This window comes from Microbacterium sp. Beta, assembly GCF_005502545.1.
Taxonomy (GTDB): Bacteria; Actinomycetota; Actinomycetes; order Actinomycetales; family Microbacteriaceae; genus Microbacterium; species Microbacterium oxydans.
Genome location: NZ_SCOG01000003.1, coordinates 13,882 through 35,887 on the forward strand (window position 1 = coordinate 13,882; position 22,006 = coordinate 35,887).

Annotated in this window: 21 protein-coding genes and 4 tRNA genes; 18 read left to right on the plus strand and 7 right to left on the minus strand. The window is 64.9% G+C overall.

Going from position 1 to position 22,006, the window contains the following annotated elements; genetic code table 11:
- Window positions 1-49 precede the first annotated feature (49 nt).
- The 5 genes from FFS56_RS04215 to FFS56_RS04235 all read left to right on the plus strand — a co-directional run bounded on the left by FFS56_RS04215 (window position 50) and on the right by FFS56_RS04235 (window position 1,122).
- Window positions 50-502 (plus strand): helix-turn-helix domain-containing protein, encoded by a 453-nt coding sequence (locus FFS56_RS04215; protein ID WP_137771936.1) that lies wholly within the window; start codon window positions 50-52, stop codon window positions 500-502.
- A 205-nt stretch (window positions 503-707) separates the two neighbouring features.
- Window positions 708-781 (plus strand) — tRNA-Thr (locus FFS56_RS04220).
- A gap of 2 nt (window positions 782-783) precedes the next feature.
- Window positions 784-861, plus strand: a tRNA-Met gene (locus tag FFS56_RS04225).
- 1 nt (window position 862) lies between these two features.
- Window positions 863-935, plus strand: a tRNA-Phe gene (locus FFS56_RS04230).
- 115 nt (window positions 936-1,050) lie between these two features.
- Window positions 1,051-1,122: transfer RNA gene (locus FFS56_RS04235), tRNA-Ala, on the plus strand.
- Between the two features lie 128 nt (window positions 1,123-1,250).
- On the opposite strand, the gene FFS56_RS04240 is transcribed toward FFS56_RS04235, so the two are convergent.
- Window positions 1,251-1,640: a recombinase family protein gene (locus FFS56_RS04240; protein ID WP_212742661.1), complete on the minus strand. Its 390-nt coding sequence runs from the start codon at window positions 1,638-1,640 to the stop codon at window positions 1,251-1,253.
- Here FFS56_RS04240 and FFS56_RS20455 point away from each other — a divergent pair.
- Entirely contained in the window at window positions 1,639-1,776 is a 138-nt protein-coding gene (locus FFS56_RS20455) for a hypothetical protein (protein ID WP_171010980.1), read from the plus strand. The two genes, FFS56_RS04240 and FFS56_RS20455, sit on opposite strands and share 2 nt — an antisense overlap.
- Before the next feature lie 5 nt (window positions 1,777-1,781).
- Here the strand turns inward: FFS56_RS20455 and FFS56_RS04245 are convergent, their stop codons facing one another.
- Window positions 1,782-2,786, minus strand: a complete 1,005-nt coding sequence (locus FFS56_RS04245) for a LacI family DNA-binding transcriptional regulator (RefSeq protein WP_137771934.1) — start codon at window positions 2,784-2,786, stop codon at window positions 1,782-1,784.
- A 243-nt stretch (window positions 2,787-3,029) separates the two neighbouring features.
- On the opposite strand from FFS56_RS04245, the gene FFS56_RS04250 reads away from it, so the two are divergent.
- From FFS56_RS04250 to FFS56_RS04305, 12 genes are all read left to right on the plus strand, one after another.
- On the plus strand, window positions 3,030-4,307 hold the full coding sequence (locus FFS56_RS04250) for an extracellular solute-binding protein (protein WP_021200868.1): 1,278 nt from the start codon (window positions 3,030-3,032) through the stop codon (window positions 4,305-4,307).
- The gene (locus tag FFS56_RS04255; RefSeq protein WP_137771933.1) at window positions 4,304-5,257 is read left to right on the plus strand and encodes a sugar ABC transporter permease; all 954 of its coding nucleotides are present in this window, start codon (window positions 4,304-4,306) and stop codon (window positions 5,255-5,257) included. Before FFS56_RS04250 ends, FFS56_RS04255 begins: the two co-directional genes overlap by 4 nt.
- Window positions 5,258-5,265: 8 nt before the next feature.
- On the plus strand, window positions 5,266-6,096 hold the full coding sequence (locus tag FFS56_RS04260) for a carbohydrate ABC transporter permease (protein WP_137771932.1): 831 nt from the start codon (window positions 5,266-5,268) through the stop codon (window positions 6,094-6,096).
- Window positions 6,097-6,150: 54 nt separating this feature from the next.
- A complete protein-coding gene (locus FFS56_RS04265; protein WP_021200865.1) occupies window positions 6,151-7,548 on the plus strand; it encodes a hypothetical protein in 1,398 nt (465 codons plus the stop codon).
- Between the two features lie 142 nt (window positions 7,549-7,690).
- Window positions 7,691-8,017, plus strand: coding sequence for an antibiotic biosynthesis monooxygenase family protein (locus tag FFS56_RS04270; protein ID WP_137771931.1), 327 nt, complete (start codon window positions 7,691-7,693; stop codon window positions 8,015-8,017).
- The gene (locus FFS56_RS04275) at window positions 8,014-8,919 is read left to right on the plus strand and encodes a carbohydrate kinase (protein WP_171010979.1); all 906 of its coding nucleotides are present in this window, start codon (window positions 8,014-8,016) and stop codon (window positions 8,917-8,919) included. Before FFS56_RS04270 ends, FFS56_RS04275 begins: the two co-directional genes overlap by 4 nt.
- Before the next feature lie 120 nt (window positions 8,920-9,039).
- Window positions 9,040-10,365, plus strand: coding sequence for an ABC transporter substrate-binding protein (locus tag FFS56_RS04280; protein ID WP_137771930.1), 1,326 nt, complete (start codon window positions 9,040-9,042; stop codon window positions 10,363-10,365).
- Window positions 10,362-11,237, plus strand: a complete 876-nt coding sequence (locus FFS56_RS04285) for a sugar ABC transporter permease (protein WP_137771929.1) — start codon at window positions 10,362-10,364, stop codon at window positions 11,235-11,237. Before FFS56_RS04280 ends, FFS56_RS04285 begins: the two co-directional genes overlap by 4 nt.
- On the plus strand, window positions 11,234-12,070 hold the full coding sequence (locus tag FFS56_RS04290; protein WP_046398986.1) for a carbohydrate ABC transporter permease: 837 nt from the start codon (window positions 11,234-11,236) through the stop codon (window positions 12,068-12,070). The genes FFS56_RS04285 and FFS56_RS04290 overlap by 4 nt, the downstream gene beginning before the upstream one ends.
- A gap of 41 nt (window positions 12,071-12,111) precedes the next feature.
- Window positions 12,112-13,587 carry a hypothetical protein gene (locus FFS56_RS04295; protein WP_137772080.1) on the plus strand — a complete coding sequence of 492 codons (1,476 nt, stop codon included), beginning with the start codon at window positions 12,112-12,114 and terminating at the stop codon, window positions 13,585-13,587.
- 74 nt (window positions 13,588-13,661) lie between these two features.
- Window positions 13,662-14,669, plus strand: coding sequence for a LacI family DNA-binding transcriptional regulator (locus FFS56_RS04300; protein WP_021200858.1), 1,008 nt, complete (start codon window positions 13,662-13,664; stop codon window positions 14,667-14,669).
- Window positions 14,666-16,318 carry a glycoside hydrolase family 32 protein gene (locus FFS56_RS04305; protein ID WP_137772081.1) on the plus strand — a complete coding sequence of 551 codons (1,653 nt, stop codon included), beginning with the start codon at window positions 14,666-14,668 and terminating at the stop codon, window positions 16,316-16,318. The genes FFS56_RS04300 and FFS56_RS04305 overlap by 4 nt, the downstream gene beginning before the upstream one ends.
- Window positions 16,319-16,397: 79 nt before the next feature.
- On the opposite strand, the gene FFS56_RS04310 is transcribed toward FFS56_RS04305, so the two are convergent.
- The 5 genes from FFS56_RS04310 to FFS56_RS04330 form a co-directional block, all read right to left on the minus strand.
- On the minus strand, window positions 16,398-17,495 hold the full coding sequence (locus tag FFS56_RS04310; RefSeq protein ID WP_137772082.1) for a glycoside hydrolase family 172 protein: 1,098 nt from the start codon (window positions 17,493-17,495) through the stop codon (window positions 16,398-16,400).
- Window positions 17,496-17,517: 22 nt separating this feature from the next.
- Entirely contained in the window at window positions 17,518-18,384 is an 867-nt protein-coding gene (locus FFS56_RS04315; protein ID WP_021200855.1) for a carbohydrate ABC transporter permease, read from the minus strand.
- Window positions 18,384-19,313: a sugar ABC transporter permease gene (locus FFS56_RS04320; RefSeq protein ID WP_137772083.1), complete on the minus strand. Its 930-nt coding sequence runs from the start codon at window positions 19,311-19,313 to the stop codon at window positions 18,384-18,386. The genes FFS56_RS04315 and FFS56_RS04320 overlap by 1 nt, the downstream gene beginning before the upstream one ends.
- A gap of 57 nt (window positions 19,314-19,370) precedes the next feature.
- Window positions 19,371-20,693 (minus strand): extracellular solute-binding protein, encoded by a 1,323-nt coding sequence (locus FFS56_RS04325; RefSeq protein ID WP_137772084.1) that lies wholly within the window; start codon window positions 20,691-20,693, stop codon window positions 19,371-19,373.
- Between the two features lie 107 nt (window positions 20,694-20,800).
- Entirely contained in the window at window positions 20,801-21,826 is a 1,026-nt protein-coding gene (locus FFS56_RS04330) for a LacI family DNA-binding transcriptional regulator (RefSeq protein ID WP_137772085.1), read from the minus strand.
- Window positions 21,827-22,006 lie beyond the last annotated feature (180 nt).

Here is a 22,006-nt window from a genome sequence, read left to right on the forward strand (position 1 = left end):
GCAGGTTGTGGACCTGCTCTGTGCGGGTTTCGATGCTGAGGAGGACAACATGGATGAGTTCAGCTGGTTCGTTGGCCTCTTCGAGGGCGAAGGCTCCTTCGCGATCGAGCGCGGCATCGCCCGCGGATTGTCGATCGAGATGACTGACCGGGATGTTCTCGAGCGAGTCGCTTCTGGATTCGGTGGCCAGATCTACGCGACGTCACGCCATGAAGCTCACCCTGGGTGGAAGCCATCATGGAAGTGGATGCTGTTCGGCGATCCCGCGGCCGAGCTCGCGGAAAGAATGGCTCCGCACTTGGGGGAGCGGCGCGCAGAGCGTTGTGCGGAATTCCTGGAGTCGAGAAAGTCCTTGGTTGAAAGACGCGAACGGGCCGAAGGCCTCCGCCAGCGGATCCGCGACCTACGAGTACAGGGGCATTCACTTCGAGCGATCGGCGCTCGACTGGGCATTGATCACGGGTACGTCGGTCGTGTGATTCGTCAGACCTTGAGCTCGTAGTTCGATGCGTGACCGCGCAACCGACCAGGGCTCGAGCCCCGTCGTTCACCCCATGTGATCTTGTCGTGCTGCAGTGCGACGAAACCGCGGTGCTTGAGGTCGCGCCTCTTTCGCCGCGCCGGTACAAGCCCGGAGGACTGCAACGCCAGCGCGTTGAGATCGGTTCGATTCCGGCCCGGACTGGTGTCACCGGCGTCGCAGTTGCGCTTCGATAGCTCAGAAGGCCAGAGCGGTCCCCTCGTAAGGGACAGGCCCCGGGTTCGAATCCCGGTCGAATCTCACGCAGGGTAGGGCAGCTCGGTCAGCCCGCCGGCCTCATACGCCGGAGGTCGCAGGTTCGAATCCTGCCCCTGCACCCACGTCCTCCAAGCTCATGTGGAAGAGCGCTCGGTTGAAGCCCGAGAGGTTGCCGGTTCGAACCCGGCGGTGGACACGGCGACCCGACGCGTCCGACTGGATGCTGTTCGGCGCCATGGGGCACGACCGGTGAAGAAGAGACGCGCGCGTCCCGCATCGCACCACGGTGATAGCCGGCACCGGCCCCGCCAGGGCTTGTAGCTCAGTGGCAGAGCACCTCCTTTGCAAGGAGCAGCGCAGGGGTTCGAGTCCCCTCAAGTCCACGTAAAGCTGAACGTTCGAACCTTGCCCCGCCTGATCGCGGGGCAAGGTTCTTTCGTTATGTGGCTTGGGATCGCTGGCGACGATCGTGGCGATGGCTTCGTTCGGTTCGAGGGTGGCGTCGTCCTCGTCATCGATGGTGATGCGGTCGAACAGTGCCCGGTTGAGCATGCGTCGTTCGGCGGGTTCGGCCTTGTCGTAGACGTCGCCGATGTCGGTGAGGCGGCCGAGGATCGACTTTGTTGATGATGCAGTACCTGACCAGATGCTCGGCGAGGTAGTCCAACATCTCCTGCAAGGCCTTGCGGCGGGCGGTCTTGCCCGACTCGCCGGGCTCGATGAACTCCGCGACGATGACCGCGTTCAGTTGGTCGGCCTTGCGTTGCGCCGCCTCGCGCTGCGCGGGGATCGACAGGCCTTCTTCGAGTCCGACCCGCCAGCTGGCGGGGCCGTCCGTAACGTGGATGCCGAAACATGTCGCCTCGCGGTTGTCGTTCGACGAGGAACGGAGCAGCACCATGACCACAGCCATCGCCGACTACGACACCATCGAGGTGTTCGTCGGGATTAACTACTCTGCCGGGGGATATCAGGCCGGCGGAGGCGGCGAAAAAATACTGAAGTCGGCGAGTGACCTCGAGGGCAGGTTTGAATAGCAGCGTCAAGATGCCAGGGGAGTTTCGTGTACGGCATGGGATCTGATGACGAGTCGTGTTCCGATTCGCGTGGTTTTCACGGGTGCGGCGTCGTTGTCGATGCGTCTGAGCAGGGTGTGTACGGCTTCGGTTCCCAGTGCGTCGGGATCTTGGGCAATGACGTTGATTCCGCCGCCGAAGACGTCGGCGAGCGGGAAGTCGTCGAAGGCGATGAAGGATGCGGAGGCGACGTCGAATCCGGCGTGGAGCATCGCGAGCGTGGTGAGCGAGTTTCCCGAGACGAACGCGGTTGGCGGATTGGGTGTCTGGGTGAGCCAGGCGAGCTGTTTTCCAATGCGCGGGCTGTCGGGGGTGTGCTGGTAGATCAGTGACGGGTCTGGTGTGATTCCTGCTTCGAGCAGTGCGGAGCGGTATCCGGCGAGTCGTTCACGTTGGGTGAAGACGTCTTCGGCGTCGCCGAGGTAGGCGATGCGCTCGTGCCCCTTGGCGATCAGGTGATTGACGGCTGCGGTCATGCCGCCGACGTTGTCGGAGAGAACGACGTCGGTCTCGTGTCCTCGGGCGGGGCGGTCGAGGCAGACGACGGGTGTGCTGTGCAGGATCCGGGCGAGGTATGGCTTCGGTGCGGGGGTGGGGCCGAGGACGATGCCGTCGACGTGTCCGGCGGCGAGGGATTCAAGAGTCTCCCGTTCCCGTTTGGCGTCGCCGAGCATGGATGCGATGATCACGACGTACCGGTCGCCGACGGCGTGTTCGATGCTGAGCGCCAGCTGCGCGGCGAAGGGTTCTGAGATGTCTTCGCAGACGAAGGCGATGGATCCGGACGATGAGCGGCGTAGGCCCTGCGCTGCGGGATTGGGGCGGTAGGAGAGCTCCCGCATCGCGGCTTGCACCCGTTCGCGGATGCTGTCGGACACGTACACTTCCTTGTTCAGCACGCGGGAGACCGTCTTCGTGCTCACGCCCGCGCGTCGGGCGACGTCCTTCATGGTCGCGCGGTCCCCGCTCATCCCGTCCTCCTGTCTCCTGCACGCCGTCCGGAATCACAGTCTAGGGGTCTCTTCTTCTGTCATCGATGTCAGACGCGAAATGACGCGGACTTCGGCCTCCGGCAACTGTAGTTCATGGGGTTTGCGGCCGAAACCCGATGGATCCGTGCTGGCGGTGGAATCTATCGTGTGTGGGAGCGACGGATGAGCGTGGCGATGTATGCGACTCATCCTGACAACGTCGTCAGAGAAAGGGGCATCGCAATGCAGCGACGTGAGTTCCTCCTCGGCGCAGGGTTGGCTGGTCTCGGGCTTGTGCTCGCCGGCTGTACCGGTGCCGGGTCGCCTTCGCCGGGTAAGGGTGGTGCGATTCAGTTCTTCAACGATGCGGCATCCTGGGGCCCGGGGTACGAGTCTGCCGGTGCCGAGCTGGTGAAGAAGACGGGATGGTCGATCGATCCGCAGACGATCCCGAATGCCACCGCGTACGAGCAGGTGGTCCGTTCGCTCTTGCAGACGAAGAATCCGCCGGACCTGGTGAAGTGGGGCAGCGGCTTCCGGATGCAGGATCTTGCCCGCACGGGAGGGCTGGCCGACCTCACGAGCGCGTGGGAGGCATCCGTAGCGCAGGGCTGGCTCGACGACTCGTTGCGGTCTGCGTTCACGTTCCGTGATGGCGTGTACGGGCTGCCGTTGATCCAGGGCTTCTACGTGATGTTCTACAACGTCGCGGTGTTCGACCGGTTGGGGCTGTCTGTTCCGACGACGTGGGACGCGTTCATCGATGTCTGCGAGACGCTGAAGGCGGCGGGCATCACGCCGATCGGGACCACGCAGGTGAACATCTGGCCGGTCGCGAACTGGTTCAGCATGCTCTCCACCGCGTACGACCCGGAGTGGTTCGTCCGCCTGTGCGAGAACCGGGCATCGTTCCAGGACGAGGAAGCCGAGGGCCTGATGACCCTGTGGCAGGAGATGATAGGGAAGGGCTACCACACCTCCGCGGACTCGCTCAGCGACAACTTCGCGGGCATGCTGCAGAACGAGAAAATCGGGATGTGGCCGACGCCGGTGAGCTGGAGCTCCCAGAATCTGCAGAAGCTCGGCATGAAGTCCGGTGAAGACTACGACGCGTTCCTGCTGCCGATGGTCAACAGTGACCCCCAGGCGGTCGTCACAGAGGTCGCCGGCCTGGTCGTTCCGCAGCGGTCCCCGCATGTTGCCGGTGTGACCAAAGCGATGGGGTCGTGGCTGGATCCGCAGGTGCAACAGCCGTGGTCGGACTTTCTGTCGGGTTCCTCCGCGAATCCGACGGTGAAGTGGACGGACAAGATCAGCCAGCGCCTGCAGACCGAGATCCGCCGCGACCAGGTTCAGGTCGTCAACCGGTACTGGGAGGCCTCACCGCCTCCCCTCGTCGTCGGCGTCACGCAGGACCTCGGCGGCTTCATGGCGAATCCCACCGATCCCGCCGGCGTGCTGCGTTCGCTGCAGCAGAAGGCGGAATCCGAATGGTCCTACTGGACGGAGGCCACGCGATGAGCGCACCCAGTGAGACCCGAGCGCTGGTGACAGGCACCGGGCGGCGCGGCCGCGCCCCGCAAGGCGACAACGCTGCCGCGCTGCGCCGGCGTGATCGGATCACCCGAGGCCGTCCGCGGCTGCTGTTCCTGCTGCCCGCGGTCGCGCTGGTCGGGATCCTGAGCCTTGTGCCGTTCTTCGCGACCGTGTGGCGCAGCCTCTTCGACGACGCGATCATCGACCCGCAGTTCAACTGGCTCGCCTCATATGTCCGTCTGATCTCCGACCCGGTGATCGTGAAATCGCTCGTCAACACCCTGATGTGGCTAGTCGGAACCGTGATCATCCCCGTCGGCTTGGGCCTGGCGATCGCCGCGCTGACCAACTCCGTGAACTGGGGCAAGTGGGCCCGCCTCGCCATCGTGCTGCCGTACGCCCTGTCGGGGACCGCGGTCGCGGTGGTGTGGAACTTCGTGCTGCAGGACTCCGGCGCACTGAACTCGTTCCTGCGGGGCATCGGCCTCGGCGCCCTGGCACAGCCATGGCTGCTGGAGTGGCCGGGGAACACGATCATGCTGATCCTCGCGAACTCCTGGCAGGCATCCGGCGTGGCCGTGATCCTGTACCTCGTCGGCCTCCAGGGCATCCCCCGCGAGACACTCGAGGCCGCCTCGCTGGACGGCGTCGACGGCGCGAAGCGGTTCTTCCAGATTGTGCTCCCGCAGCTGCGCGGCACCACCGCCGTGGTGATGGGCATCAGCCTCGCCAACGGGCTGAAGTCCTTCGACCTGATCTGGGTGCTCACCAACGGCGGCCCCGGCCGGGCCACCGAGACTCTGGCCGTGTCGATGTACTGGCAGAGCTTCGTGCTGCAGCGTCCCGGTTCCGGCGCCGCCATCGCCGTCGTCCTCACGATCGTCGTCCTGGCCGTCTCGGTCACCTACCTGCGCAAACAGCTCAAGAACGATTGAGACCCATCATGAAGACCACATTCCGCGCGGGTACCGCGCTGCGCTCTGCGCTGATCATCCTGATCGCCGTGCTCTGGTTCATTCCGACCTACCTGATCATCGTGAACGCCTTCACCTCCAACCAGGCCTACAACGGCGAGGTCGCCTGGTTCCCGAAGGACTTCGCCCTGTTCGAGAACATCGCCATCGCCTGGCAGGCGGTCGACCTCGGACCATCCCTGATGAACTCCCTGCTGTACGCCGTCGTCGCTGGCGCACTCGCCGTCCTCGTCGCTGCCCTGGCCGGGTTCGCCGTCTCGGCCATCCCAGGCGGGTGGCGCACGTTCTGGTTCTGGCTGATCTATTCGGGTGCGCTGTTTCCCGCCCAGGCGTTCCTGCGTCCGCTGTTCACCGGCTACGCCGAGACCGGGCTGTATGACACCCGGTGGGGCCTGTTCTTGATCTATGTCGCGACCTGCGTGCCGTTCTCGTTCTTCATCATGCGCAACCACATGCTGTCGGTCCCACCCGAGATCAACGAGGCCGCGCAGCTGGACGGCGCGAACTGGTGGACCGTGTTCACCCGGTTCTTCCTGCCGTTGTCGAAGTCGGCGCTGGCCGCGGCGTTCATCTTCCAGTTCGTCTGGGTGTGGAACGAGCTGCTGTTCGGCATCACCCTCAGCTACTCGGAGGAGATCCGCCCCGTGATGGCGGCGCTGGCTGGTCTGCAGTCGAACTACGGCACGGTCGGCCCGCCGGTGGTCCTCGCCGGGGCCCTGTTCGTCTCACTGCCCACCGTGATCGTGTTCCTGCTGTTCCAGCGGGTGTTCGCCTCCAGCCTCGGCGGCGCGAAGATCTGACCCGCGTCCCCGCATCCATCTCGACTTGTCCCATCACCCCACAAAGGAGAATCCATGCCCGAGGTCTACTACCAGCATCCCGGAACCTGGTTCGGCGACTGCATGCCGATCCATCATGACGGCGCGTTCTATCTCTTCCACCAGAGGGATCTGCGCAATCCGGGACCGTTGCCGAACTGCGAGCCGTTCGGCTGGGCGCTGGCACGCACCGCCGACTTCGTGACCTACGAAGACCTCGGCGACGCCATCGTGCGCGGCGGAGACCACGACCAGGATCAGTTCATCTTCGCCGGATCCGTCATCCGCGCGAACGGCAAGTTCATCGCCATGTACACCGGCTACAACCGCGACCACTTCGAAGCCGCGGGCAAGCCCTCCCAGGTGCTCATGATCGCGGAGAGCGACGACCTCATCCACTGGACCAAGACCGACAAGGCCGTTGTCGCACCGCAGCCCGGGTACGACCCCGACGACTGGCGGGACCCGTGGGTGATCTGGGATGACGAGCGCGGTGAGTACCTGATGATCCTCGGCGCCCGCAAGGCGGGGCCGAAGACGCAGGCGACCGGAAGCACGGTCGCGTTCACCTCGAAGGATCTGGAGACCTGGGAGTTCCAGGGAGACTTCTGGGCGCCCGGGCTGTACACGATGCACGAGATGCCCGACCTCTTCCGTGAGGGCGACTGGTGGTACCACCTGGTCACCGAGTACTCCGACAAGTCCAAGACCATCTACCGTCGTGCGCGATCGCTGGACGGGCCGTGGGAGGCGCCCGTCGACGACGCCTTCGACGGGCGCGCCTACTACGCCGCACGCTCGGTCTCCGACGGTGAGCGCCGCTACCTGGTCGGCTGGGTGCCCACCCGCTGGGACGACGACGACACCAAGACGTGGCAGTGGGGCGGCACTCTGGTGATCCACGAGATCGTCGTGCGGCCCGATGGGACGCTGGGGGCGAAGATCCCCGACGCGGTCTCGGCACACCTCGCGTCACGAACCGTGTCGACCACCCCCGGGTTCCGTCTCGAACGTCGTGACGGAGCCGCGCAGCAGGTGCTCGCCGCCGAGGTTCCGCAGACGGCGCTCGTCTCGACGACACTGCGCGTGAACCCCGGCACACGGGTGGTGAACATCCGTTTCGGGGAAGACCCGACCGCGCAGGCCGGCTACCAGTTCGCGTTGCGCGCCGCCGAGGGATGTCTGGAGTTCGACCGGTTCCCGAACTGGCCGTGGGGGCAGTTCGACAACCGCGATCTGGACCGTCCGCTCTCCATCGACGACGGCGCGGAACACGCTGTCGCGCTGGTTTTCGACGGTGACATCGCGACGCTGTACATCGACGACGTGGCCCTGAACGCACGCTTCAACGCTCCCGCAGGTTCGCAGCTGTCGATCGAGGTCGCCGACGGTGCGATCGCCGTCGGGGACGTCGTCATCTCCACCACCCCGTGAACACACGCGGGAGGCCACGGCCCGTCGTGGGCACCGTGGCCTCCCGCCGATCGCTTGCACGCCATCGCACAGGCAGACCCGTCTGGCGCACACGCAGACCCGTCTGGGTGCCGACCAGCAGAATCTTCACGAGAGGACGAAGATGCCCACAGTGGACCACCCCGTTGTCCTGCACGCCGAATTCACCGCCCGTCCCGGATCCGAGGACGAGGTCATGCGGCTGATCGGTGACTACGCCGAGCTCGTCCGCGACGAGCCCGGCAACATCGTCTTTGACGTGTGCCGGAGAGTGGACTCGCTCGCGGACTTCTTCGTGTTCGAGGTGTACCGCGACCAGGAGGCGTTCGACGCGCATCTTCGCGCGGACGCGGGAATGACATTCAACACGCATCTCGCCGACCACATCGTCGGAGAGGGCAGCACGCTCAACTTCCTCACTCCCGCCTCGGTCACGGGATGGCGGCCATGATCGCCCCCCGAGTCCTCGTCGTCGGCGAAGCTCTGATCGACGTCGTCCACCGTGCCGACGGCACGATCGACGAGAACCCCGGCGGCAGTCCCGCGAACGTCGCGATCACCCTTGGCCGCCTCGGGCGATCGCCCCAGCTGCTCACCGCGCTGGGCCAGGACGATCACGGGCAGCTCCTGCGGAAATGGCTGGCCGAGTCCGGCGTCACAGCCGTGCCCATCGAGATCGCACGGACAGCGACCGCGACCGCGGAACTGGACGCGACGGGAGCGGCCACCTACGTCTTCGATATCGAATGGACCCTCGCCGGCGCCCACCCGGAGCGAGCGGATCTCGTGCACGTCGGATCGATCGCCGGTCTGCTCGAGCCCGGGGCAACGGACCTGCTCCGGCTGCTCGACCAGCAGCACGATGACACGCTGGTCACCTACGATCCGAACATCCGCCCCGCCCTCATCCCCGATCAGGACATCGCCCGGCAACAAGTCGAAGCACTCGTCCGGCGCGCAGACGTGGTCAAGGCCAGCGATGAAGACCTTCGGTGGCTCTACCCTGACCGTGACCCTCGCGCATCCGCCCGCGCCTGGCACGGATCGGGACCTGCGATCGTCATCGTGACGGAGGGCGCGGACGGCGCCTTCGCCATCACGGAATCAGGGGAAATCCATGTGCCGGGCCGTCCAGCCGACGTCGTGGACACCGTTGGAGCGGGAGACGCCTTCATGGGCGCCATCATCGATGGTCTGATCGATGCGGGGTGGTCAACCGGCTCCGCTCGCGCAGCTCTGCGAACCACGGACACGAGCCACCTGATGTCGATCCTCGACTGGGCCGCACGAGCAGCAGCAGTCACCGTGTCCAGACGCGGAGCGAACCCGCCCCACCGGGGCGAGCTCGTCTGAGCTGTACCGAGCTCTGAGGGCGCTCTTGACAGTGGCGAATCTCAGCGCTTTACTCGACGTAACCGATTACGTAATCGGTTACCTAACGGGCGAGCTCGACCAAGCCAATGGAGGATTGAGATGAGACGAACGATGTGCGGCGTCGTGGCCGTGATCACGGCGGTCGTGATGCTGACCGGATGCACTGGTAGTGCGGGGCAGTCCGGGGCTGACGACAAGACGATCAACTACTGGGGATACGAGGGCGGTATTTCGACCGAGACGGCGAAGCAGGTGATCGCGGACTTCGAGGACGCGCATCCCGGATACACCGTCAACGCCGTGGTGATGGATACCGCTGATTTCGACGTGAAGCTCCCGAGCACGCTCGGGAAGGCGTCGGGTCCTGATCTGGTGTATACGGGCACCGAGCCGAACCACCTCGGGCGTTATGTGAACGTGGGGCAGGTGTCCGCGCTCGACGATGTCTGGGAGGAGAACGGGTGGGATGACCTGGTGCCCTCGACCCAGCAGCGGCTGACGTATGGGGGCACGCCCTATGCGGTGGGCAATGAGCTGGAGACAGTCGGGCTCATGTACAACAAGGTGATCCTCGACCGGCTCGGGATCGCGGTCCCGAAGACGCTGAAGGATCTGGAAGCCGCGATGGACACGGTGCGGGCGTCTGGCGATGGCACGACGCCAATGGTGCTCGCGTGTGGTGGCCCCTGCTATGCGGGCCTGCACATGATGCACGCGCTCGGGTACGCGACCATCCCCACCAACACGATCGTCGCCACGACATCAGACGGTGACGGGGCGTACACGGACGGTGGCTGGCTGGAGATGCTCCAGAAGTTCCAGGAGTGGAATGACGCCGGGTACTTCACCGCGGATGCGAGCGGCATCCCGGACGAGAACCACACGGCAGACTTCTGCTCGGGCGGGACCGCGTTCATGGTCAAGGGCCCGTGGATGTTCAATGCGATGGCCGAATGCGAGAAGGCCAACCCGGACGCGTTCACGTTCGGGTTCACCGGGTTCCCTGTCGCGGAGGGCATGCCGTTCCAGGCGTACGTCGGCACCGGGAAGGCCTGGTTCCTCTCGTCCTCGCTCGACGGCAAGGAGGAGAAGCGTCAGGCTGTGCTCGACCTGGTGAAGGGCTTCACCGACGCTTCGACGTTCCCGTCCTGGATCGAGAAGGATCAGCGGTTCCCCGCGATGGCGTTCGACCCTGCCGACTATTCGATGACCGGTCCGCAGCAGGAGGCGATGCAGATCATCCAGGACGCTGGTGACAACGGCGGCCCGGTCGATATCGGGTTCAACAACAGCGCGGAGGAGACGCAGGTGTGGGTTTCCGGTCTGCAGGGGATCCTGGGCGGTACGGCGACACCGCAAGAGGTCGTCGACCAGCTGCAGGCGCAGCTGGAGAAGGATCAGGCCGCGTGGGCTGAGGTGAAGTGAGTACGCGTCGCTGGCAGCTGACGCCCTACCTGTTCATCCTGCCGGCTGCAGCGATCTACGGTGTCTTCCTCCTCGCGCCGCTCGTTCAGACGGCGGTGATGAGCTTCTGGAAGTGGGACGGAATCTCGGCCGGGTACGACTGGGTCGGCCTGGACAACTACGTGCGGATGTTCGCCGATGGTTCGGTGTGGTCGGCGGCGTGGAACAACCTGAAATGGGTGCTGCTCGCGGTCTTCCCGATCGTGATCGGGCTGGCGCTGGCGATTATCCTGCAGCAGGAGAAACCTCGTGGGCGGACGGCGTACCGGGCGATCTACTTCCTGCCGTACGTGCTGCCGACCGTGGTCGTGGCGCTGGCGTGGGGGTGGATCTATCACCCGTCGTTCGGCACCCTGAACGCCGGATTGCGGTCCGTCGGGCTGGACGCGTTCGCACAGAACTGGACGGGTGACCCGCAGCTTGCGCTGTTCGCGCTGGCCACGGCGGCGAACTGGACGGGGTACGGCTTCTGCATGACGCTGTTTCTCTCGGGGCTGAACGCGGTTGATCCGTCGCTGTACGACGCGGCGAAGGTCGATGGCACATCGGCGTGGCAGCGGTTCCGTTACGTGACGCTGCCGGCGATCGCGAACACCACGAACATCGTGGTGCTGGTGGTCTTCATCAATACGGTGCGCGTGTTCGACATCGTGTTCGTGATGACCGCCGGTGGCCCGGCCGGCGCCACGGAGGTGCTCGGAACGAAGATCTACCGCGAGACCTTCCAGAACCTCAGCATCGGCTACGGGTCGGCGATCGCCATGTTCATGGTGCTCATCATCCTGATCACCACTGTCGTCTACCTGCGGTCGAGGGAGCGTGATTCTGCATGAGTGGTACCAGCATCAAGAAGGGGGCCGGGCGGGTGGGCCTGCAGGTCATCCTCGTGCTTGTCGCGTTCGTGTCGCTCGCACCGGTCGCGGTGATCGTGTCGATCGCGCTGAAGAGCAACACCGAACTCGCGACGAACCCGCTGGGACTGCCCAACGACTGGCTCTTCAGCAACTTCGTCGATTCCTGGAACGAGGCCGGTATCGGCCGGTACATCCTGAACAGCATCGTCGTGGCGGTCCCAACACTGGTGATCGTCGTCGCCGCGTCGAGCCTCGCCGGGTACGCGTTCGCGCTGATGCGATTCCGGGGGCGGGAGGTGATCTTCCTGGTCTTCCTCATCGGGCTGATGTTGCCGGCGGTGAGCATCGTGACGGCGTTGTCGTTCATTGAGCAGAGCCTGGGCCTGTACAACACGCTGCCCGGACTCGTGCTCGCGGAGTCGGCGATATGCCTGCCCCTCGCCGTGTTCATCATGCGCGCCGCGTTCAAGGACCTTCCCGGTGAGCTGCGCGAAGCGGTGTTCATCGATGGCGGCAGCGAGACGACCGCGTTCCTGCGCGTGATGGTACCGCTGGCACGTCCCGCCGTCTCAGCGACCGTCGTGCTCACCTTTCTGACGGTGTGGAACGACTACCTCATCCCGCTCGTGCTCATCAACACGGAGCAGCTGCGAACCGTGCCGTTGGGGCTCGCGTTCTTGAAGACCGCGTTCACCTCCAACACGGTGCTGGTCGCCGCGTCGACCGTGCTCGCCGCCATCCCGAGCATCATCATCTACGTGCTGCTGCAGCGCCAGTTCATCCAGGGCATCGCCCAGGGATCCATCAAGTAACCCGACCCTTCACCGCGAACGACAACCGAAAGGCACCAGCAATGCTCTTCTCGTCCACCACGAACTCGACGCTCTGGGACGTGTGGCTGTACCACGAGAACGGGATCCACCACCTGTTCTACCTCGCGAACTCCCGCCCCGATCGTCCGTGGGACGGAATCGGCTTGGCGACCTCCACGGACGGAGTGCACTTCGCCGATCACGGGATGATCATCACCAAAGCCCCCGACGCGGAGTACCTCGGCGCCGGGCACACCTGGAAAGCCGGCGACAAGTATGTCTTCAACTTCTCGGAGAGCAGGAACGGCCTGCTGGAGATCTTCTTCGCCGAGTCGGACGACCTCCTGCACTGGCGGCGCATCCCGGCAGAACGTTCTGTGTCACAGGCGAGCGCCGAGTGGTACGCCGACGAGACGGAGATCTCGCAGCAACGCTGGGACAACATCTGGGTGAACCCGGATGCGAGCGGAGACGGCTTCTTCGGATACGTGACCGCCGTCGCCAAGGACGGCCCGGTCGGCCTGCGCGGCACATGCGCGTCGGTCACGTCCCAGGACGGCATCGTCTTCACCACGGGCGCCCCGGTCATCGAACCGGGAACCTGGCCGGACCGGCTGGAGATCGGCGGCACCACCCGCGTGGGAGAGCAGTACTTCATGTTCGCCGCGCTCGCGGAGATCCCCCTCGGGCTCGACTGGGCCAAGCATCACTCCCAGGCGGTGGGAGGTGTCTATGTTCTGCGTGCCGACGCACAGGAGGGCCCGTTCGAACTCGATCCGAACCAGCCCCCCGTGCTCGTGTCGTCGATGGGACACCACACCTACTTCGCGCGCTTCTACCCCTGTGGCGAGGATCTGCTGGTCGCCCACCACTCGTTGGATTCGCGACGGTTCATCGCGACGGTGATGCCGAAGATGGGCACCTGGATGGCGCCGCTGAAAAAAGCGAAGATCACCGACGGCATCCTCTCGCTGCACTGGTGGACCGGGAACGACGCGATGCTCGGGCGTGACCTGCCCCGCACTGTGGACTTGGTCGAAGCCCGGCTCGCACAGTCTCTGACGGTCGGCTCCGACGGCTCGGTGACCGTCGAAGCGCCGCTGTACGCTCACGCCATGATGCCGTTCCGGTATGACTTCGCCCAGGGCATGTGCATCGAAGCGACTCTGCGGGGCACCGCGTATGACGAGCGTCCCGTGGCGGCGGGGATCATCCTCGAGGGGGATCAGTCCTGGCATGGGACAGTCCTGACCCTGGATGCTGCCGGACGCTTTGAGATGGGCCGCACGAACGGGTACTCGTTCTGGGACGAAGAGGGCGTCGGCACGACACCGCTGCGCGCCGAGGGGAGCCGGTTCCGGGTGCTGGTGCGGGGCACCTTCGTCGAGGTCTACATCGATGACGTGCTCACCCAGTGCTTCGCGCTCGACGATGTGCCCCGGGGCCGGCTGGGATTCGTCGCAGCCGCAGGAACCGTGACCGTGTCGGATATCCGTGTGCGAGAGCTGAGCCTGTGACACGAGATGTGAGCCCCCGGACGAGTAGGCTTCACCCGAAGGCGTCCGCGCGACGCACACACGGGAAGGACACCATGCCTACGTCGCTCGCGGATGTCGCCCGAATCTCCGGGGTGTCCACCGCGACGGTATCCCATGTCATCAACGGCACCCGGTATGTCAGCCCCGAGACGGTGGAGAAGGTGCGCAACGCGATCGCGAGCACCGGGTACCGTCCCAACCCGTACGCGCGGGCATTGCGGACGGCGACATCGGAGTCGATCGGCTTCGTCGCCTCCGATGTGTCGAATTCGTACTCGACCGCCGTGATGCGGGGCATCGCCAGCGCACTGCGCACTCGCGGATACACGCTGCTCGTCGCGGACGCCGACGAGAACCCGACACTCGAGCACGAAGCGATCGACGCGCTCGTGGAGAGAAAGGTCGACGGGCTGATCGTCGCCCCGACAACATCGACGGATCCGGTCTCGTTCGAGCAGATCGAACAGATCGGCGTGCCCGTCGTCCTCGTCGACCGGGCGGTCCCGCTCGAACTGGACCAGGTGCTCGTGGAGAACGTCGGCTCCGTGGCCGACGTCGTCGGGCAGATGCTCGACGCCGGCCATCGACGTGTCGCCGTGGTCGGAGGTCGCGCCGGTCACAGCAGCACCGTCGAACGGTTGCAGGGATGGAGGAAGGCGCACACGGAACGTGGTCTCGTCTGCGACGAAGCACTCGCCGTACTGGACGTCTTCGACGCAGGACAAGCGCGTCAGGCCACCACGCGGCTGCTCGACCGACCGGACCGGCCGACAGCGATCTTCTCCCTGTCGAACGTGATGAGTCTCGGCATCCTGCGAGCGCTGTCCGATCTCCACCTCGTCGTTCCGAGAGACGTCTCGTTCGCGGCATTCGATGACATCGAGTGGGTCGACCTTCTCGATCATCCCGTGACCTGCCTCGCGCAACCGACCGAACAGATCGGTTCCACCGCCGTCGAACTGGTACTGACACGCATCGCCGACCCCGACGTCGATCACCGGGTCGTGCGCCTGGCACCGTCGCTGTGCGATCGTGGGTCGATCGCGGAGCCGCCACGATGACTGCACCTGACACCGACCTTCGCCAGGCGGCACTCGCCGACCCGCTCCGGCCCGCGTTTCACTTCACCTCCCCAGCCGGGTGGCTGAACGACCCGAACGGCGTCGCGCAACGCGACGGCGTGTTCCACCTCTTCTATCAGTACAACCCGCTGACTGCAGAGCATAATCGCATCCGCTGGGGGCATGCGATCAGCACGGACCTGGTGCGCTGGCACGACCGACCGATCGCTCTGTCTCCCAGCGACGGCGGTCCCGATGCCGACGGATGCTGGTCGGGGGTGCTCGTGGACGACGACGGAACCCCCACCATCGTGTATTCCGGCAACTCCGCCGCGACGCCGACGCAGACCGCCTGCGTGGCGCGCTCCGACACATCGCTGGATCGGTGGCAGAAAGAACCGGGGAACCCGGTGATCGCCAGCCCGCCCGAACGGTACAGCGTCACCGGGTTCAGAGATCACTGCGTGTGGCGTGAGACTGGGGCATGGCGCCAGCTCATCGGCAGCGGCCTGCACGGCCGAGGCGGGTGCGCATTCCTCTACGAGTCCGACGACCTCATCCACTGGCGCGAGCTCGGCCCGCTCATCATCGGCGACGCCTCCGCACTTCCCGAGGACGACGACGCCTGGTCCGGCACGATGTGGGAGTGCGTGGACTTCTTCCGCTTCACCCCCGACGGCACCTCCGCACCACCCGACGCCCGAACGCACGACCCGCATCTGCTGATCTTCTCAGCATGGCACGAAGACGTCACCCGCCACTCCCTGATCGTCCGCGGTACCTACCACGACGACCGGTTCGACGCGCACGCGTACCAGCGCCTCGACCTCGGCGGCCGGCACGCCTACGCACCCCAGACGTTCGCCGATGAATCCGGCCGACGGGTGCTGTGGTCATGGATGCAAGAAGCCCGTCCCGCGCAGGCACAGCACGCCGCCGGGTGGTCGGGCGCCATGGCCATCCCGCGGCGGCTCTGGCTCGATGACACACTCACCGTGCGCCAGGAACCGGTCGCCGAGCTCGCCATGCTGCGCGAAGCGCCACTGGCGTTCGAACCGCGCGGCGCAGGGTTCGCCGCGTCATCCGTGCAAGCCGAAGCAGAGCTCTCGGTGGACGTACCGGACGACGGTGCCGTGCGGATCGACGTGTTCGCCACCGACGACGAGGCCGAACAGACAGTCATCACCCTGCGGCGTTCCCCGTCCACCATCGAGGTGAGCGTCGACCGGTCGCGAGCATCCCTGGACGACACGGTCGATGCCTCCCCGCACCGGGGCGAGGTACCCGGAGCCGGGGCGACTATCGACGTCCGCATCCTCCTCGACCGCTCCTCACTCGAAGTGTTCGTCGACGGCATCGCGCTGACAACGCGGGTCTACCCGACTCGCGCTGACGCGACGGGCTTCCGCGTCGAGCCCATTCATGGCGCCACCGTGCGCGACGTGAAGGGGTGGCATCTCGCCCGAGCTGAAGCGCGCGATCGGACACTTGAGCCAGGTGCGGACCAGTCCGTGGTGAGGGATACGCTGCTAGTGGACGCAATGCTGTGTCGCGTGGTGAGAGCGAACAGTGACTGCGCACGAAGCGGAGTTCTCGGAGGGGCGATTCCCTCGACCCGCCGGGCGACCGGGCAGCTCCGTGAGGACTGACCAGAGACCTTAGCGCTGATTCCCGCTGGATGCTTGCCCAGATACCGGTGAGGGTGCATCCAGCGGGAACCGCTCAAGCTCAGCGTGGCGTGCGCTCAGTTGCGGAGGGCAATGCGGGGAACGGTGCGGACAGGGTGGTCTGGTACCAGTACGCCGTGGTGGAGATGTCGTCGGCGCGTTCGAAGAGACCGTGTTCCCAGGTGCCGATCTGCTGAAGCGTGACCCGCAGGTTCTCCTGGAAGAAGATGGGGTCAGGCAGGTGCCAGCGGTACACCGCGTGCATGGGCAGCATCGGAGTCCAGAACTCGGATGCCTTCGTCTCATCCTTCGCGCTGGCGAACGGGTAGCCGAAGTATGGTGCGCTGAACGGAATCGGCTGGGGCTCCGGGTCGGCGCGCAGGGCATCCTGGAACGCCCATGCGCCGCCCGCGTAGTCCTCGAGGCCGGTGCTGCACAGCGACGGTAGATCGGAGTCGCCGTCGATGTAGAACTTGACCTCGCCTTCTCCCCACCAGTAGCGCTGCAGCGAGGCGAGTGCGACGTACGTGCCGACGTAGGTGCCGGTGCCTTCGATTCCATCGACGATCACATGGTCCTCACCGAGCGACGTCGTGCCGTTGCTCCGCCGCCATTGCGCGTGGAAGTAGCCGGGCCAGTCGTCGAAGTCATCGCCGGTGGTGTAGTCGATCTGAAAGAACAGGTGACCGATGTCATCGCCGTGGTCACTCGTGACCTCGATGCGCGCAGAGGTGCGGAATGGCATCGGAAAGTACGAGTTCATACCTCCGGTCGGGGCGACGACGATCGGTTCTGACGTGACGAGGGCCCTGGCGGCGAAGCCGTTACAGAAGAAGTCGCCCAGCGGTACCTCGACCTGAGGATGCTCTGCTCCGTCCCAGTATGCGCGCAGCACGAGGTCGCGCAGCACGAACGGACCCGCGGGCGTCTTGTCGGTCACCGTGATCCAGATATGGCGGATCACACCGTTGCCGGAAATCTCGGCAAGCGTGACGGTGCCGCCCGCGGGCAGCTCGTACCACGCACTGCCCTTGCGCCCCGGGCCGAGTTTCGAGCTTGCAGCTCCGGCGGATCCGCGCGCCCCGGTCGGGTTCTCAGCGTTGATCGCGTGGCTGCGGATGGTGTCGTCATTGCGGAGTCTGTTCCAGGAGTTGGGCATCGTGTTGTGTCCTTTCGTAGGGCTACTTCACTGCGCCCGCGGTCACGCCGCGGCTGATGGTGCGCTGGAAGATGAGGAAGAAGATAAGCGTGGGGATCAGGGACAGCAGCGACCCGGCGTTGACGACCGTGATGTCGATCGAATGCTGTCCACGGAGGGTGGACAGTGCGATTGGCACCGTCTGCGATGCGGGGTCCGCGAGCAGGATGAGCGGGATGTAGAACTCGTTCCACGACCAGATGAAGGTGAAGACGACCAGAACGGTTAGCGTCGGCCGCACGATGGGGAAGACGACACTCCACAGGATGCGCCACCGCGACGCTCCGTCGATGGCGGCGGCTTCGAGGATCTCCCGGGGGAAGGTCGACATGACGCTGGAGAGGATGTAGGTCCCGTAGGCGGCCCAGAGGATCGTGAACACGATCACGATCGACCAGATCGTGTTCAGAGTCTTGGTCGCCTGAGCGCCGTAGAAGAGCGGGTAGATCAGCGCCTCGTGTGGCACCATCGTGGCGATGAGCAGGATCGCAGTGACGGCTGTGTGTGCTCGGATCCGCCCGATGCCGATCGCGTAGGACGCCAGGAGCGCCAGCCCCGTGCCGGCGAACGCGATCACTGTCGAACTGAGAATGGAATTCCACAGTGCCAGCGGGAAGTTCACCCTGTTCAAGTAGTTGATGAAGGCGTCGAAGGTGAAGGTCGTCGGCCAGGCCAGCGGACCGTGCGCGGAGTAGTCGGCACCTGTCTTGAACGCGTTGAGCACGAGCAGCAGGAATGGCGAGGCCATGACGACGGCAACCAGAATCGCGACGGTGAGCATTACCCAGTTCATACGGGTGCGGCGCGGCCGATCGAAGGCGGTGGGATTGATGAGAGACATGGTGGCCATCAGCGGTGCTCCTTGCGGGTCTCGCGGTGCTGCCAGACGAGCATTACGGTGGCGACGGCGAAGATGACGATCGACATCACCGTGGCGATCGTCGAGCCATAGCCCACTCGCGACAGTTCGAAGAAATTGCGATACGCGTAGTACGACGGCACGGTGGTGGACTCCTCGGGGCCGCCGCCGGTGAGGATGAGGATCGGGGCGAACACCTTCAAAGCGGCGATGGTGGCGGTGAGCACGACGACGAAGATCTCGGGACGGATCTGAGGGATGGTGATCGCCTGGAAGCGGCGCCACCATCCTGCACCGTCGAGCTCTGCGGCTTCGTAGAGCTCCGGGTCGACGCGCTGCAATGCGGACATGAAGATCACGACGGGGTAGCCGATCTGCAGCCAGATGAGCATCAGCATGACGGCGTAGATCGCGATGTCCGGGTTACCCAGCCAATCCGGGGGATTGGTGATTCCCAAGCCTTTGAGCGCAAGGTTGATCGACCCATTCTGAGTGTCGAGGATCCACGCCCAGATGAAACCGGCGACTGCGATCGGCAGGATCTGCGGCACGTAGTACGTCGCGCGCAGGACGGCGATGGCCTTGTCGCCGAACCGACGGCCGAGGTAGTCGAACAGGAGCGCGGCCAGCAAGATGCCGATAGTCGTGGGGATGATCGTGATCGCCACGATCATCGCCAGCGTGTTCTGGAATGAACGCCAGAATGTGTCGTCCTGGAACAGGTGGATGTAGTTCTCGAGACCGGCCCAGCGCATCGGCGCCAGGCCGCCTTTCCAGTGGAACAAGCTCGTGTACACGTTCATGACGAACGGGGCGCCGACGACGATGAGGAAGCCGGCGGCCAGAGGGAGCAGATAGAGCCAGTAGGCGGCGTGCCGCTCCAGCGGACGCCGTCGTGCCACGGTGGTGGTCAATGACATGGGGGTCTCCTTGGCGAGACAATGGGGGCCGCCCGCAAGGACGGCCCCCATTGTCGGTCAGCCGGCCAGAGCCGTCTCGCGGCCGGCGTCGTAGAACTTCTGGAGCTTGTCCGTGTACTCGTCGGCGGTCTCGTTCTTGTTGGACATCGCCTGCATGTTCGACTGGATGAAGTCGAGGAAGCCGGGAACAGGGTAGTCCGGGTAGAAGGCGAGCGAGTCCGCGTCGAGGAGTTCGTTGAACCGCTCGGTGTACTCGCGGGTCAGGTCGTCGTCGATCGTCGACGCGTCGCCCGCGAGGGGGAGCCCGCCCAGCTGGCCGATCTTGTTCTGGACCTCCTCGCTCAGCGTGATGTCGATCCAGTCGTAGGCGAGCTCCTTGTTCTTCGCGTTCGCGGGCACGCCCCACAGGTGACCGCTCGAGCCCATCTGCATGTTCGCGCCGGGGAGGGTGAAGTAGTCCCACTCGAACGTCGCCTGCTCGCGGATTCGGGCGAACTCGCCCTGGTTCCAGATCAGCATCGCCTTGTCTCCGCTGAGGAAGTTCACCGTCGCCTGCTCGAAGTTCAGCCCGCCGAGCTCGTCTCCGACGTAGCCCTTGTCGATCCACGATTGGAACCGGTCAGCTGCGTCCTTCCACGGCGCCTTCGAGAAGTCCACCGGCTCGCGCAGGAACATGAAGTCATCGATCGACGTGCGGTCCGCTTCAGCTGCGACCAGGGAGTACCAGATCCACATCTGGTTGAAGCCCTGACTCGTCGACGCCGACGAGGAGATCGGCGTGATGCCCGCGGCGAGGAGCTTGTCCATGATGCCCTCGAACTCTTCGAGGGTGGTGGGCTCCTCGGTGATGCCTGCCTTCGCCCAGAGATCCTTGTTGTAGTAGAACATCACGTACTCGCCGATGTTCGGGACGCCGTACCAGTCGCCGGAGCCCGCGAGACCCTGTTCGTTGTACTGAGCGAAAGCCTGCATGGCACCGGTGACCTTCTTGTCCCAGCCGTACTTCTTCACCTGATCGTTCAGCGGGGTGAGCAGACCCTGTCCCGCAAGCTGGCCACCGTCGGCGTTGCCCTTGTTGAACTCGATCACGTCAGGGACGTTGTCCCCGGTGAGTGTGATCTTCGCGTTCTGCCGCATGGCATCGAAGCTTGTGGTCTGGAAGTCGACTTTCACGTCGGGATGCTTCTTCTGAAACAGCTCGAGAGCGAGTTGCCAGCCCTGACCCTGTGCGGATTCGGGGTTTTCGTACTGCAGGATGGTGAAGGTGTCGCTGCCGGCGTCGTCGCCCGACGACCCGCAAGCAGTGAGGGACGTCACTGCAACGGCGGCGGCCGCGATGCCGACTGCCAAACGCAGTGACCTGCGCGTGATGGTTGCCATTGTTTCCTCCGTGTGGTGGATCGGTCTTTCGGTGAGAGGGGTGGCGCGCCATGGCGTGCCGGGGTACCGGTGGCGCATCTGCGTCACCGGGAGAATGAGAGGTGGGATCAGCCCGCCGGCGGGCCTACAGAGTCCCTTTCGATGAGGGGGCAGGCGATGCGCACCGATTTCGGTGGCCCGTCCGCATCCCCATGTATGCGGTCTATGACCCGCTCCGCAGCCCAAACGCCCATGGCCCGGTGCGGCAGTTGAACCGTGGTGAGCCCCGGTTGAAGGGCGTCGGCGATGAACTCCTGGTCGTCGAACCCGATGATCGAAAGATCCTCAGGAACGTGAAGTCCGAGTTCGGCGCAGATCTGATAGGCGGCGAACGCGATCTGGTCTGAGAAGCAGAACAAGGCGGTAGGCCTCGCAGTGGTCGAGAGCAATTCCCTGAGGTGGCCGAGAGCATGGGTAGTGCTCGGGTCGGGTAGCTCGACGATGAGGGTGGGGTCCGCGGCTATCCCGTTCTCGGCGTGCGCTTCCAGAAATCCACGCTGTCTCAGCTGGGAGGCGACGAATCGATCCCCGCCCACATTGCAGAAGGCGATGCGACGGTGCCCGGCTGCGAGGAGTCGTCTGACGGCAGAGCGGGCGCCGCCCTCCTCGTCCGGCACTGCGCTGTCTGCCATAACGCCTCGCGCAGGGCTCCCGTTGAGAATGACAACGGGCAGAGTGGGAGGGATGGGTGGTAGCTCGACAACTCGGTGGTAGTCGGCAGCGAGGATCATCCCGTCGATGTCTCGCTGGAGGAGCGATCGTGAGGATTGGGTAACGAGCTCGGGACGGGATATCGTCTCGATGATCATCGCCAGATATCCCGAGTCCCAGGCGCGGCTCTGCACTCCTTCGAGCATGCGCCCGGCGAAGGGAACGCTCGCCACGCCATCAGAGAGCAGGCCGATCGTGTGCGTGCGCTTTGTGCGGAGCCCCCGCGCGAGCACGTTCGGGATGTACCCCATCTCAGCTGCCGCAGTGCGGATCCGGTTCGCTGTCTCCGAATTCACCCGCCCCTGGTGGCGATCATTGAGCACCAGAGACACTGCGGACGCGCTCACGCCGACAGCTGCGGCGAGATCCTTCAGCGTGATCATGGTGACTCCAATGGCATCAATCGTTTGATGTTCGACTGCAAAGACACATCAATCGTTTGACCTGAAGCTAGGAGCGTCAAACGCGTTGACGCAAAGTGCCGTTATCGAACCGTTACAGAGGTGGCGCGGCCGCGGTCTGCCGTGCGGAGTCCTCGCCATCGCGCAGGATCGGGTATGTGA

Excerpts from the sequence above, each read along its gene's own strand:
- FFS56_RS04260 (WP_137771932.1), top strand. The coding sequence starts at position 5,266 with ATGAAGACCACATTCCGCGCGGGTACCGCGCTGCGCTCTGCGCTGATC.
- FFS56_RS04240 (WP_212742661.1), bottom strand. The coding sequence starts at position 1,640 with ATGGTGCTGCTCCGTTCCTCGTCGAACGACAACCGCGAGGCGACATGT.
- FFS56_RS04315 (WP_021200855.1), bottom strand. The coding sequence starts at position 18,384 with ATGGCCACCATGTCTCTCATCAATCCCACCGCCTTCGATCGGCCGCGC.
- FFS56_RS04265 (WP_021200865.1), top strand. The coding sequence starts at position 6,151 with ATGCCCGAGGTCTACTACCAGCATCCCGGAACCTGGTTCGGCGACTGC.
- FFS56_RS04250 (WP_021200868.1), top strand. The coding sequence starts at position 3,030 with ATGCAGCGACGTGAGTTCCTCCTCGGCGCAGGGTTGGCTGGTCTCGGG.
- FFS56_RS04310 (WP_137772082.1), bottom strand. The coding sequence starts at position 17,495 with ATGCCCAACTCCTGGAACAGACTCCGCAATGACGACACCATCCGCAGC.
- FFS56_RS04325 (WP_137772084.1), bottom strand. The coding sequence starts at position 20,693 with ATGGCAACCATCACGCGCAGGTCACTGCGTTTGGCAGTCGGCATCGCG.
- FFS56_RS04270 (WP_137771931.1), top strand. The coding sequence starts at position 7,691 with ATGCCCACAGTGGACCACCCCGTTGTCCTGCACGCCGAATTCACCGCC.
- FFS56_RS04330 (WP_137772085.1), bottom strand. The coding sequence starts at position 21,826 with ATGATCACGCTGAAGGATCTCGCCGCAGCTGTCGGCGTGAGCGCGTCC.
- FFS56_RS04275 (WP_171010979.1), top strand. The coding sequence starts at position 8,014 with ATGATCGCCCCCCGAGTCCTCGTCGTCGGCGAAGCTCTGATCGACGTC.
- FFS56_RS04295 (WP_137772080.1), top strand. The coding sequence starts at position 12,112 with ATGCTCTTCTCGTCCACCACGAACTCGACGCTCTGGGACGTGTGGCTG.
- FFS56_RS04245 (WP_137771934.1), bottom strand. The coding sequence starts at position 2,786 with ATGAGCGGGGACCGCGCGACCATGAAGGACGTCGCCCGACGCGCGGGC.
- FFS56_RS04320 (WP_137772083.1), bottom strand. The coding sequence starts at position 19,313 with ATGTCATTGACCACCACCGTGGCACGACGGCGTCCGCTGGAGCGGCAC.
- FFS56_RS04290 (WP_046398986.1), top strand. The coding sequence starts at position 11,234 with ATGAGTGGTACCAGCATCAAGAAGGGGGCCGGGCGGGTGGGCCTGCAG.
- FFS56_RS04215 (WP_137771936.1), top strand. The coding sequence starts at position 50 with ATGGATGAGTTCAGCTGGTTCGTTGGCCTCTTCGAGGGCGAAGGCTCC.
- FFS56_RS04305 (WP_137772081.1), top strand. The coding sequence starts at position 14,666 with ATGACTGCACCTGACACCGACCTTCGCCAGGCGGCACTCGCCGACCCG.
- FFS56_RS04280 (WP_137771930.1), top strand. The coding sequence starts at position 9,040 with ATGAGACGAACGATGTGCGGCGTCGTGGCCGTGATCACGGCGGTCGTG.
- FFS56_RS20455 (WP_171010980.1), top strand. The coding sequence starts at position 1,639 with ATGACCACAGCCATCGCCGACTACGACACCATCGAGGTGTTCGTCGGG.
- FFS56_RS04300 (WP_021200858.1), top strand. The coding sequence starts at position 13,662 with ATGCCTACGTCGCTCGCGGATGTCGCCCGAATCTCCGGGGTGTCCACC.
- FFS56_RS04255 (WP_137771933.1), top strand. The coding sequence starts at position 4,304 with ATGAGCGCACCCAGTGAGACCCGAGCGCTGGTGACAGGCACCGGGCGG.